The sequence below is a fragment of the Maribacter sedimenticola genome (genome assembly GCF_900188415.1).
GTDB lineage: Bacteria > Bacteroidota > Bacteroidia > Flavobacteriales > Flavobacteriaceae > Maribacter > Maribacter sedimenticola.
In genome coordinates, this window is the sequence record NZ_FZNV01000004.1 from 1 (window position 1) to 13,456 (window position 13,456).

A 13,456-nucleotide genomic window follows, 5' to 3' on the forward strand; every position below is an offset into this window, starting at 1 on the left:
ATTGGCCCTTGTAAGTAATGTACTACCGCAGTTATTGGTAACTGTAACACTCGGTGGTGTGGATACTGTGGTCATAGTATAGGATACCGAGGATGAATTGGCGCTCCAACAACCCGTCGAAGTATTTCTAGACCTTAGGTAATAAACGGAACCACTTGTGAGCGTTATTGTTTCGTTCGAATTTGCAGTACTTGTTCCTGAAGCACTGCTCTGCCAATACCAAACATTACCGTTGCCTGAATATTGATCGTACAGAATTCTTTTCAAAGTGACGCTGTTACAGTTCTGGGAATCCACTGTGGGGGTCTGTGGAGTCCCGGGCAAATAATTAATAGTATAGGATACAGAAGTAGATGAACTCCATAATCCAGAACTATTATGTCTAGCTCGAACATAATAAGTACTTCCGCTTGTTCTGTCAATATAACTACCTGAATTGGAAGTTGAAGTTCCTGATGAACTACTTTGCCAATAATAGGTAATACCAGTTGGCGGATTATTCCGGGTAAGTCTCGTATAACCACAATAGTTAACTTTACTCGGCATTGGGGGTGCTGCTGGTGCTCCAGCGGCTTGGGAAACAGTAAATGTACCTATCTGTGATCCATTTTTTACCAACTGGACGCTTCCACTGCGTGATGAGCCAGTAGTGTTGTTGGAAACCGTGACTACAACAGAACTTCCAGAGCGGTAGGCGCTTAGCCAACTTGGTTTTGTGCCTACTTGCCAGTCGAATGAGGAGCCATCGTAACATCCACCCTGGATAGAGGAGCTTTGGGAACCACTTGGTGTAGCCGTGAATGATAAATTTGTACCAGCTGCATAACAACCTCCTTGTGCAGTACCTTCCCAAGAAAATGTTAAGGTTAGCGCAACAATTAAGATTCGAATTATATTTTGTATCCTATTCATCTTCTTAGTATTTATAGGTATAATTTATTTCACTTGATTTCTTAAAACCTCCCGATCCTGAATCGCCAACAAAATCAACAATTTCTGTCTCGGTGCTTTTTAGTCTTCCCATAGCATCATATAGATAATGCGTGGCTAGGTTATTAGCTCCTATTATATGGGAGAGTTCGCCCCATTCATTGTACACATAGGAGGTCATTGATGATTCAATAGGGTGTAGTCTGAAGTCATCAATTATGCCCCCCCCTCCTACAGCTGTTATATAAACATTCGCACCATTATTTATTGAAGTGTAAAAATTTAGTAACCACCAGTCCCCTGCACGAATCATTTCATCATTATTGGGTTGAACGTTTTGGGAGCCATTATAGAACGCTACATTACCTTCCTGTCCATTTTTCACCCAGACAGATATCTTGAATTTTTTGGAGTTACCATCTGACGTATTTACAGTGGATACAAAGGCATTTTGTCCAGATGCCAAGGAAAGTGCGTAGCTCCCTGTATGGGAATCATTGGACGGGGTTGCCGAACCTTTTTGTACTTCGCCTCCATAGGCTCCATTATTTTCATCCTCAGCTCCAGAATAGAAAATTTCATTGTATCCCGCATTCGAAGAAACAATAGGTTTTGAATCCCTATATCCCATTTTTGTACTGAGGTAATTACCATTAATATCTTTACTCTCAATGGCCATGGAATAATCATCATACCTAGTTATTTCGGTTAGCTGCTTCCATTTCGTCCCAGTTCCGGTATTCCAATCAAAGTTGTCCGAAGAACCAACATAGTTTTGGAAAAATCCATCTGTATCCTTAGTCCCGTTCCAGGTAAACGATTTATGCTTGCGCCATATATTATTGCCCCATGTATTGGCCCAGGTTGTTAGTCCTGCACCCACCTTTTTCCAAGAACTGTTTTCGTTGATTTCTGTAAAGGTCAAAGCTTCTTGAGCCAACATATTCACATTTGGCACAGAAGCCCCCAATGGCGTATCATGTACACTTCCCATGGCTGGATAGAATTCGTATGCAGGCATGATGGTTGTGCGAATTTCTCGATTCCTACTATCCTTTGTAGTGGATTGAAGTACTTGACCGCTTAGGAAGTCATAGGTGTCCAAACTTGTTTCCACTGTAATATCCCCTTGTATCGTGATCGTCTTCTCCAATACACTTGGGTAGGTAATTTTACTCGTTGAACTAACGAAATAGGACTCATTTCCATTGTTCAATACCCTTTTAAGACTTTTGTGGGATTCTTGGGTTACCCCAATTTCGCCTTGCCCATCTAAATTCGTTTTATAGGTATTTTCTTTTTTTACTAAAATTTGCGCATAGGGATTATAGCTAGTTACGGATTTTAGCCTACCAATATTCGCCAAGGCACTTTTAATGGTATATTTATTAGCCTTGACATTAGTTTCCAACTGAGAATTTTGTTCTTCCCAAACTTCAAAGGCGCTACCTAGATTAAATAAGGAGGCAGAAAATCTATCGTAAGGCTCCAACGTTTCAAATTCATAAGCAGTAGAGCCCATAATATTGCCATTGTAATCTTTATTGACCATCTTAACATGGCTATATAATACCCCCGGTGATGGAAGTTCTGAAAAGTAAGGCATGGCCCTAGGCTCATCTTTTGAAGGACTAAAAGAAGTTATACCAGAAATCTGACCTGTTACCGGATTAGTATAGTCGTATTCAGTAACGAGACTATTAATACCATCACTCACGGAAACGCTAGTTACACGAACGCCTCCTCCTTTACGTCCATTTAAATCGGTAAGGGCATAATTATTCTGCTCCCCAAAAACACTTAGATTGGTTAAACAGAAACCATTCGGTACTGGCGTACAATTATTATTGCTATTATAGAAGTCATACTGCCAAGATTCACTACCTGCATCAAATGTTACGGCAGATGATGATACAGAAAGTACTTTATATCTTCCATATTCCGTCGTATAAGTACTAGTGCAACAAGTATTATCAGGATACTGTTCGTATGTGGTTTTATTAAATTTGAAATCATAAAAACGATTTACTTCAAAATCACTGGCAATATTTGAAACGTTTCCATTAAAATTGACTGTTAAGGAAAGTCCATTCCTTGTTACCGATGAAATTAAATTATACGCAATTTTTTTTGTGTAGGCCGCTTCCGCGTAATACGAGTCTTCCTCATATTCTACATTAATTGTAGAACCTATAGGGGTTTGTATTTGATCTAAACTCCATACATCCGGGAAATTTTCGTAATGGCCCCAGTCATCAGTTTTATCATAATCATAGGCTACCGCACTGGATTTATAGGAAAATTTATAGGGTGGGATTAGGCTAGCCCCCCCTTTTCCCTTAAAACTAATACTATTCAAAGTAAGACGACCTTTATTTAGAACATCAGAACTAGGGCTAGCAGAAGCCAAAGAGTAGTCATGTCCAAGTACAATTACCTGTTGTGCAGAAGATTCTAGATTTAGCCCATTGAAATCATTTATATCAACAACTTTGTTCGAAGTATTTAGTTCAAAAACGTTTAAACTACTATTTGGAGGGCTTAGATAAAAATTATATCCCGGTCCCAATAGACAGGTGCCTTCCGGGCTGTCTGCATTTGTATTTTTAAAGTAGGTATTTTTATATAATATACCTGTCTTCTGAATACTAAAGGCATTTTCTGCTTGTTTACTGAAGCCATTTAAATCCTCATTTTTGAAAAGAAGTACTTTTTTCAATCGTAATGGATAACTTTTAGGTATATCGAAATAGCTCTGATCCTCCGTACTCTGGGCGGAATACCGATCTATATTGTGACAACCCTGTTGCCCTAAATCTGATTCAAAAAGAAAGGAAGTATCTTCATTATTGCTATTCAAATAATAAAATGTATCACCTGGATGACCGTAAACCTTATAGTTCTGTTGTGGTTCATAAATACTACTATAATTATCATCCCAAAAGCTTCCTCCATTCCATTTCTCAGCATATTTATATTTAGGAACAGAGGCATTATCTTTTCGCAAATCTTTTACAAAAAGAGCGGTATGGGTCCGCGTTTTAATAGCATCGAGATAATATAACTGTTTACGCCCCCAAGAATACGAATAATTAGTGGTTCCATCATTTCCAATCTCCTCATCATAACGACCATTTGGAGTTTGCCATATATATCCATCGCTCCATTTGCCATATTCTAAGTTGACCCAGTACCCGTAGTCATTTCCATTAGGAATGCCATCATTATTTTCATCGATATAATCGGGACCAGTCACTGCTGTTAATAGCCAGTGAGTAGCATAGGGCGTGGTCTTTTGTATTTCGAAGAAACTACTCTCTTTATCAGGAACACCAAATTCGTTTTCGCGGAATGACCTATAAAAAGTTTCAAAATTATAGACCGGAAGCGAATAATGATACGTCCTTCCGTCAACTGTAGTTATACGATACGCGCCAATTCCTTCACCTTCATAAGTGTCCAAATCCGAGCGATCGATTCCATCCGCTTCCAAAAAACCAAAAACGCCATTTCGAATTTCATCATTGGTAAAGGTCTTGATATAATTACCTTCCCTTTTTCTATTAAGCTCTCCGTTGACCAAACTGCTTTGATTATTATAATTCGTTAGGTTTTGTGTTTTATAATAATTCAGCAAATTTTCAGCATTTATAGGGTCATTGTTGTTGTTAGTATTAAGAACTTGTGAGGTTTGGGTTCTCAAAAAGGAAGAGTGTGCATTGCTCATGGTAAAATTGACTTTGCTTACGGCACTCTTGTTTGATTCCGAGTGATTAACATCAGCGTATTCCGACAAATCATTATTGATATATTGAGCATAAAGGTCATCATCGTTCTTTTCTTCGCGACCTCTACCTGAAAGGTTTAATTCCGAAGTAAAATAAGGACTCAATGTTCCTGATAATCCCTGTGCTGTAACTGAATAATTATCGTAACCTGGAAGCACTAGGTTATTATATTTCAATTGGGCATTCCTATCCAGCAGCACGTTCCCTACCGTCTCAGTGTCATATCTTGGAAGGATGGTTACATCCATAAAGTTATTTTCAATTACCTCATTTTTTTCATTTCCAGTCTTAGTTTTAATTGAATTCACTGGATAAAGCATACCTGATGTAAATAAATTATCATACTTGAAAAGACTATGTGTAACCTTGGTTTTGTTATACCCTATATAAAAATAATATAGCGGTAAATAGAAACCTGTTGAAGCGACATTTACATCATAGTCTCCCGAATTAACATCTTGACTAGACGTAGATATTCCCGCTCCAATACCGTTCACTTTACCATTGATGGATAACCCATCCGTACTAAAATTAATACCCATTCCCGATCTTTTATGAGATGCTATTTTACTACCATCAGATGATTCCATCTGAGTCACCGATACTCCTCCGGACAGACCAGAACTATAATTGTAGTTAAGATTTAATCCAACAGCATTATTACCCGCACCTGATGCAAATCCATATCCTACACCTACACCACTAGTAGAAATATTAGCACTATATCCAGCAAAACCTCCGTTTATTCCTACACCGTTAGTACCAATACTTCCCCCTATCGAAGCCACATTTTCACCACCTAATCCAGCACTTGCGGATACATATCCCCCCAAGGATTGGTTAGAACCCCAAGAAGCTCCAAGCCCTACACTAAATGCGTCACTAAAAGTCACTCCTGCACTTATACTATAGTAATTCTGGGTCGTTCCAGTATCGTAATAAAATTCATGAATACTAGTTTTTCCCCAGTCATCCGGGTAGCCATTAACACCACGGTTTATTGCGCCTGGGTTAAGGTTCCAGCCTAGTCCCACCCAAGAAGCTTCTTGCTCCATGGCAATGCCCGCATGATAGGCCAGGGAAATTGGATATCCGCCTTCTGGAGAAGGCACGTTTAACAGGGGAAGAACATAACTCATATCCCCGGTAACTAGGTTAACCATGTCAGTGGCATCAACTGGTTCAAAAGAGGCAGCTTCTGGGGCATTTGGGCCATTATTAGATGCCAATAAATAGTTAACAGGAAATAGGCTCGGCAAAAATGCCATTATAAAGAAAGTAGCCAATATCCTATGTGAAAATTTTGTCTTTGTCATGGTTTAGTTTTAACTAGTTAATCACATTTTTCGTTATAGAAGGTCACAATCTCTTTTATGTCCTTCTTATTAAACTCCTTCTTATGTAATTTTTCTACAAGTAGCGGGCAATCTGAAAAAAAATCGGAAGCAGCTTTTTTAAAGTTTTTTGAAAACAGCTCATTGCTGGCCAAATGTGTAGCAGACTTTTGATTGCCTCTTTTTACATAATAATCAATAATGTTATAGGATTGAATCATTGGGCCTCCTGCACCCATGGGGGTCGCTCCCATAACCATATTTGCCGTAAAATCTTTATACAAGGATATTTCTCCCTTTACCAATTCCTCTAAAAAGATTGAATTATCCCTTCCCTCCACAATAACTGAACGGTACATCTTATCCCCTTTTCTTTTTCCATACCTAAAATGAACAAACTCGATTTCACTTAAATCCAAATAATAGGCCTTTGGTTTGGTGCTTTCCCAAATTTTGATGCGGTTATCCTTCATTTTGCCAACAGCCGTAAATACAGACCCATCTCTCTTACCAACCTTTACCGGTGCTTTTTGGGAGTAACTAATCGAAAAAAGGAAAAAGGAAACCAGAAAAATCCTATAGTTTAGAAATTTCATATTTAAAGATTAAGTTTGGGTTCATGGATAAGCAAATTGGTAGGAATTTTAAAACCAACCTCTCCCGTTTTTAGTCCGATATCTTCAATTGTAAGATGGAAATAGTCATTTTTCAGAAACTCATCGTTTCGAGGATATACAAACATCATATTGGTAGCTTTGCCCATACCATACTCCCTTGGGTATATATAATCAAGTAATTCAAGGGTGTCCCTGGATTGACTAATTAGATGTACCTTTTGTCCCATCCCAAAAGCTAATTCATTCACCATACCTCCAAAGTCAGATTTCCTATTTATAACACTATTAAGAACTTCTTTACCGTTGTTCGATATTGAAATATTGAGGTACATGTACTTACCATATTTACTCCTAACACTATCCAGTTCCTTTTGTGTTGTTCTTTCGTTAATTACTTGCTGAACCAGCATATCTGTAGGTCTATAGGTTAGGGTAAAGTTCAATCCGTTAATTTCCTTTTTTTGAACATATCCATTATCTGGGTCTTGCAAATGAGCGAGTAGTTCTTTCTTAGAATCAAAGACATTTTGGTTACAGGATGACAACAATAAAACCACGAAAAAGGACAACAAGACTCTCTTGAAAAAAAATATTTGCCTATTTACCTTCATATTGTTCATTTAACCCAATTAGTATTTTATTAGTCAAATCAGAAGCCTCTTCCGCATACATGATATTCCCATTTCCGCCAGCTCCAAAAATCATAGGGTATCCATGTTGCTTACCATATTCTTGCACATAATCATTAATATCGTTTATGAGGGTCTGTGTCATTTTCTGGTCTTCTTCCTGGACCTGCTTTTGAACCGCTTGCTGGTAATTATTGATTTGCTGTTGTTTGTTTGCCAACAATTCCTGCTTTAATTCCATTTCCTTTTTGGTCATGGATGCCCTTTCTTTTTCGTAGGATTTTAGTTCCGTTTGCCAGCTGGTAACCAAGCTGTCCACATTACCTTTAATGACTTCCGTTTTTTTGGTAAATGCCTCTCGTTCTGCTTTGGTTCTTTTATAACCTTCAATCAATTTATTCACATCTACATAGACCAATTCATTTTTGGAACTATTGGCTACAAATGAGCTGATCAATACAACTGTTATTATGCTTACAATGGGGATGATTAGTTTTTTCATCTGTTTATTTGTTTGTTTTTAATAGGTTAGATGTAATTATTTAGGGTTAATTAATTCTTGGATTCTAATATTTTTATTCTTTCTTCCTGCCGAATTATATAAAGCGTCAGTTCTTCAATTTTCTCCAATAGCAATCGGTTCATTTCACCTAACTCCACTCCGTTGGTTTCAATTTCAGTGGCAGAGGGTATATTTGGCAAATGGCCATTTTTATCTATATGTTTTTGAACTTCTTCCAGTGACAGCAGTTTATAGTTTTTTGTAAAAACGTAATCAGGCCAGTTGGCTGTTTCTACCTTGATCTCTTTAGCCCTAATTTCTCCGTTTACGGCAAGTTCATAATTACCTGGCATGGTTGTACCAATACCAACTTTACCTGACATATAGTTTATATCCTGACCATTAGCAGACCAAAGTGTTCCACCTTGGTTACCAGGACCTGTACTTCCTCCATCTTCTCCATACAGAAGCGCGCTTAAAGACCATTCTTGCCCGTTAATTTCTTCAATTCTGGGCATGGCTATATGCATACTTTCACCAGCCCCACAAGCATACATAAATGCCCTTATTCTAGTTTTAATTTGTGAATAACCTGTAGGAAATATGTAATCCATGGTTTCATAAGATGCAGGTGGTATTGAAGATTCTGAACCATTTAAAGGGTCATATATACCAGAAGTACCTAAATCAACAGCACCATTTGGTCTAATATGCCCTACAATTAAATACCATTTATCATTGGGCATATCCATCGCTGAAAAATACGGCCAGCTTATTGGGTCTCCATCCTCTGTTTGAAAGTTTTGTAACAAGTTATCATTACTATCATAAGGTGTAAACCCTGTGTAATTTTGACAATTCATATTACCGTTAGACCTTACCCAGAAACTTACCCTATAAGATTTATTTGTATCCAACAATACTCCATTTTCAGAAAAACCACCATTAAATCCAGCATCTCCATCTGCTAATGCTTGCCAAACCACTATAGTTTCTCCATAGGGCCCTACCATATTTATTCTAGAATTTTGCGTATCTAGACCTTGATTCTGATAGTTATCGGTTCTACCTGTTTCACCAGCAACCCAATCATCGGTATGAATTAAATTTTGAGCTTTTACAGTGCTAAAACAAACTACCGTTATTAATAATATTAATAAGCTATTCTTCATTTTTTTACAATTTTATTAATCTGTTTCTTTAATAAATTTATTTCGTTTTGTTGCTTAATCGTATAAAGAGTCAGCTCCTCTATTTTCTCTAAGAGTAACCGATTCATTTCTCCTAATTCTAAACCATTTTCTTCAATTTCTTTTGCCGATGGTATATTGATTAAATGACCTTTTTGGTCTATATGATTTTGAACCTCTTTTAGAGTTGGTAAGGTGTAGTATTCAGCAAAAACGTAATCGGGCCAATTGGCAGTTTCCACTTTTATTTCTTTTGCCCTTATTTCTCCGTTTACAGCTAGATCATAATCTCCTGGTGATGTAGTACCAACACCAACTTTCCCGAAATAACTTGCAATATTGTTATTTTCTGACCACACCGATGATTCTGAAGATGGGGTTTCACCACCGTTCACAACTTTTGAGATACTTAAATTTTTATATGTATTACTACCTGGGGTATTTTCCGTATAATTGGAGTAAAGCCAAATATCTATAGAGCTTATACCACTAGGAACTGTAATGGTTTGATTGTGTATATTGGAATTAGTAAAACTTTCATAAATTAATGCTTCATTGGCAGCATTATCCATATTATATTCTACCCTTGGTTGTCCATTACTTTGTGCAACTTCAATACTCGTATTCAGCTCGTCCCCGGCCTGTAAGGAATTTTCTGCTAAATTGATAGAAATTCGTATCCTTGACCAAGGTTGATTATTATCATTATTGGTAACCGTTAAACCACATTCACCATTATCGTTTATTCCAATTATGGAATCTGCTCCTGCAACCAATTCTGGTGAGCTTATTATAATCGCGTTGGGTCCTGTAGCTTGGTTTTCAAGTGTATTAGGACATTGAGAAAAAGAATTTTGTATACTAATTAGTGTCACTATGAGAACTGTGCTGTTTATATAATTTTTCATAAACTAGATTTGTCTAAAATTTTTAATGATTTCATTTATAGTTCTGATCACTTTGAATCGAATTAAAATATTAGGTTTTTAAAACCAACACTATAATCTCAGTATTGTACAACTCTTAATATTTTCTTAATCAAATCAAAAAAAAATTCAAATTGACATCAACAGCTTTTCGATGACCGACCATAATAAATGTGGATATTACACAGTTATCCGATAAACGGATTAATACAGACGATGAAGTGCATAAAATAGGATTGAAGAAATATTACTATACCAAAAATTAGATGATGGTTTTACCGTTATTTTATAAGAATATTCTTACAAATATGTATTTTATACTGTTTTTTAATACAATTGATGTTTATTATTTAATAGAAACAGCACAAAAAAGAAGATTCCATAAAAAAAATTCAATTTTAAAAAACATTTAGACAATTCTGCCGTTATCAAGAAATAATCAACACTAAATGTTTGAATCAACCAAACTCTTAATTGTAGATGATCACCCAATGGTCATTAAAGGATATCAATTAACACTACAACAAATTCAAGATGATTTCAATTTAGAATTTGATAGTGCCCTAAGCTGTGATGCAGTATTAAAACTTATGGAGTTTAATAAAGATGATTTTTACCAGCTAATTTTATTGGATATATCATTACCTGCCTCCAAATGCAACGCGGCAAGTGGTGGTGAGGATTTAGGTATATATCTAAGAAAGAAGTTCCCGGATACTAAAATTATTGTCCAAACAGGATTGAATGATGTTCAATGTATTTCAAATATATTTTACTCTATAAAACCTGAAGGATTCTTAATAAAATCTGACATCAATGAAGATGTATTAATAACTGCTGTTTGTACTATACTAAACAATAATACTTATTACAGCAATAAGGTATCTAAACTTTTAAGCCCAACTGATTTTGAGGATATTTTTTTAGACGTGTGGAATAGAAAAATTCTTTATCATTTATCATTAGGATATAAAATGAAAGAATTACCAAATTATATTCCTTTATCCTTACCCACAATTGAGCGGCGAAAAAAAGAATTAAAAAAATTATTGGGTGTTCCCAATGGAGGTAACGGTCAACTACTGGAAGTGGCCAGAAATAAAGGTTTTATTTAATTCCAAAACAGTATAAAATACTAAGTTTCATAAGCTTTTGAATGAATTAAAAGGTTTCCCATTACAATTATTACCACTGAAAACGTTATAATAAAATGAAATTTAAAAAATATAAGATTTCAACACTCTTAAAAGGAAAAATTCCTGCATTAAACTTACAGGAAACACTTATAGTTTTAGCTATAATAGGTATTCTCTTATTACTTGCCCTACCTAATTTAATGCCTTTGATTACCAAGGCTAAAAGTATTGAAGCACAAACTCAATTAAAAGCTATATATAATACCCAAACAACACACCGGTATATGTACAGCAAATATTCCAATGATTTAAATGAACTGGATTTTGTGGCTCCCAAAACGGTTAAAGAAAATGGCACGGCCAACTATACATATGAAATCATTAGTGCAGACAATACTTCCTTTAAGGCAAAGGCTGTTGCTATTACTGATTTTGATGGAGATGGAGTTTTTAATGTTTGGGAAATTGATGAACAAGGTAACCCTAAACAAGTAATAAAAGATTGATAACTACTGTCAAAATAGCGCTTTTGGTTATTTTAGCTTTGATAGCTTTTCAAGATATCAAGGATAAAAAAGTGAATTGGGTCTTTTTCCCAATATCCGCTATTATGCTGTTTATTCTTTATCAAAGTCATTCCTCTTTACAGTTTAGTTTCCCCTTTTTATGCATGAACATTATTTTGATAACGAGTATTTTAGGTATCGTATTTGTATATACAAAGTACATAAGAGGCATGAAGTTTTTAAATGTTAGTTTTGGGCTAGGAGATGTACTTTTTTTCTATGCTTTTGCGTTAGGTTTCCCAACTATCACTTTCTTGGTTTTATTTACTTGCTCAATAATGTTTTCTCTCGTCATAAGCTTGTTCAATTCAAAAGATTATAACATTACCGGCGTGCCATTGGCAGGCTTGATGAGTCTATTTCTGGCTATAATCCTTTCAATTGATCTATTACCTTCTACACCCTCATTATATATTCTCTAATGCTATCTAAAGAAGACTTTACTATATCCGCCGATATCCTTCAGAAAATTTCTTCTGAACAGGCCTTTCATTATAGAATTGTACCTGTACAAAACACGGATAAGGGAATAATTTTCAAAACTGATAGTAATGCATTGCATGAACTATTATCAGAACTAAAAATTGTTCTTAATACTTCAGTAATCTTAGAGGAATGTCATACGGAAGAATTACAGAAATTATTGACCATAAACTATAGAAAATCAACCAATAAGGAGGTTAACAAACTAAACTATTCTGATGATTTTTTGGAAAAAATATTGATTGATGCCGAACATATGGGCAGTAGTGATATTCATTTTGAACCCTACGAAAAACGATGTAGGGTACGTTTTAGAATTGATGGTAAACTGATAGAGCAATTTGTTATTCCTATTGATAAATATCCTACAATGGTCAATAAGGTTAAGGTAAAAGCCAACTTGGATATAGCCGAGAAACGCTTACCACAAGATGGACGTATATCCATTAACACTAATGGCAATGAATTTGATATTAGGGTTTCTAGCTTACCAGTCCTTAATGGCGAGAAACTTGTTTTGAGAATACTTAGCAAGGATAGCACCATTATTGATTTGAATAAATTAGGATTTTCAGAACGGGAATTAAAAACCTATCGTGAGGGGTTAAAAAAACCCAGCGGCATAATTTTAATCTCTGGCCCAACGGGTTCAGGTAAAACAACAACCCTGTATGCTACGTTAAAAGAATTAAATAAAGAAGAGGATAATATCTTAACATTAGAAGACCCCATTGAATATACTTTAGATGGAATTAACCAAGTACAGCTAAAGGAAAATATAGGTTTAGATTTCGTAAAGACCTTAAAAACATTTTTAAGACAAGACCCTAATATCATTATGATCGGTGAAATTAGGGATGCAGAAACTGCTAAAGTTGCAATTAAAGCTGCACAGACTGGTCAATTGGTACTTTCAACGATACATACCAATTCCGCATGGGGAACTATTTCAAGGCTTATAGATATGGGGGTTCCCTCATATTTAATAGCTAGTACCCTTAACATGAGCTTAGCGCAAAGATTGGTAAGAAAGTTGTGTTCTACCTGCAAAGTTAAATCAGATATAGAACCCATAGTATTTCCTCCTGAATTTATAATTCCTAATGATTTAAAATTTCACTATACCGCTATCGGCTGTAATGACTGCCATTATACAGGTTATTTAGGGCGAGAAGCAGTTTATGAAATATTACCTATTAATCATCTGTTACGCATTCCAATACGGGATAATCATTTAGAGATACATAACATCCTAAAACAATTAAACGTTTTGACACTTAAGGATAATGCAATTAAACTAATTAGGAATGGAACGACTTCAGTAGAAGAAGCCTATTCATTATTGAAAAGTTAGA

At 35.7% G+C, this 13,456-nt stretch carries 10 protein-coding genes; 3 read left to right on the forward strand and 7 right to left on the reverse strand.

Going from position 1 to position 13,456, the window contains the following annotated elements; all coding sequences use genetic code 11:
• From CHB68_RS18435 to CHB68_RS12675, 7 genes are all read right to left on the reverse strand, one after another.
• The coding region (locus tag CHB68_RS18435; protein WP_143815207.1) for a BACON domain-containing protein at window positions 1–912 on the reverse strand (912 nt) is incomplete at its 3' end.
• Between the two features lie 4 nt (window positions 913–916).
• Window positions 917–6,034: a hypothetical protein gene (locus CHB68_RS12650; RefSeq protein WP_143815208.1), complete on the reverse strand. Its 5,118-nt coding sequence runs from the start codon at window positions 6,032–6,034 to the stop codon at window positions 917–919.
• A gap of 17 nt (window positions 6,035–6,051) precedes the next feature.
• Window positions 6,052–6,648, reverse strand: a complete 597-nt coding sequence (locus CHB68_RS12655) for a hypothetical protein (RefSeq protein WP_089261281.1) — start codon at window positions 6,646–6,648, stop codon at window positions 6,052–6,054.
• Window positions 6,649–6,650: 2 nt separating this feature from the next.
• On the reverse strand, window positions 6,651–7,280 hold the full coding sequence (locus CHB68_RS12660) for a hypothetical protein (protein WP_143815209.1): 630 nt from the start codon (window positions 7,278–7,280) through the stop codon (window positions 6,651–6,653).
• Window positions 7,267–7,800, reverse strand: coding sequence for an OmpH family outer membrane protein (locus CHB68_RS12665; protein ID WP_089261283.1), 534 nt, complete (start codon window positions 7,798–7,800; stop codon window positions 7,267–7,269). Before CHB68_RS12665 ends, CHB68_RS12660 begins: the two co-directional genes overlap by 14 nt.
• 50 nt (window positions 7,801–7,850) lie before the next feature.
• Window positions 7,851–8,972, reverse strand: coding sequence for a hypothetical protein (locus tag CHB68_RS12670; RefSeq protein ID WP_089261284.1), 1,122 nt, complete (start codon window positions 8,970–8,972; stop codon window positions 7,851–7,853).
• Window positions 8,969–9,898 (reverse strand): hypothetical protein, encoded by a 930-nt coding sequence (locus CHB68_RS12675; protein ID WP_089261285.1) that lies wholly within the window; start codon window positions 9,896–9,898, stop codon window positions 8,969–8,971. The genes CHB68_RS12670 and CHB68_RS12675 overlap by 4 nt, the downstream gene beginning before the upstream one ends.
• A gap of 467 nt (window positions 9,899–10,365) precedes the next feature.
• On the opposite strand from CHB68_RS12675, the gene CHB68_RS12680 reads away from it, so the two are divergent.
• The 3 genes from CHB68_RS12680 to CHB68_RS12695 all read left to right on the forward strand — a co-directional run bounded on the left by CHB68_RS12680 (window position 10,366) and on the right by CHB68_RS12695 (window position 13,455).
• Window positions 10,366–11,031 carry a response regulator gene (locus tag CHB68_RS12680; protein WP_089261286.1) on the forward strand — a complete coding sequence of 222 codons (666 nt, stop codon included), beginning with the start codon at window positions 10,366–10,368 and terminating at the stop codon, window positions 11,029–11,031.
• 95 nt (window positions 11,032–11,126) lie between these two features.
• On the forward strand, window positions 11,127–11,558 hold the full coding sequence (locus tag CHB68_RS12685) for a general secretion pathway protein GspG (RefSeq protein ID WP_089261287.1): 432 nt from the start codon (window positions 11,127–11,129) through the stop codon (window positions 11,556–11,558).
• Window positions 11,559–12,039: 481 nt separating this feature from the next.
• Entirely contained in the window at window positions 12,040–13,455 is a 1,416-nt protein-coding gene (locus CHB68_RS12695) for a GspE/PulE family protein (protein WP_089261289.1), read from the forward strand.
• Window position 13,456: the final 1 nt, after the last annotated feature.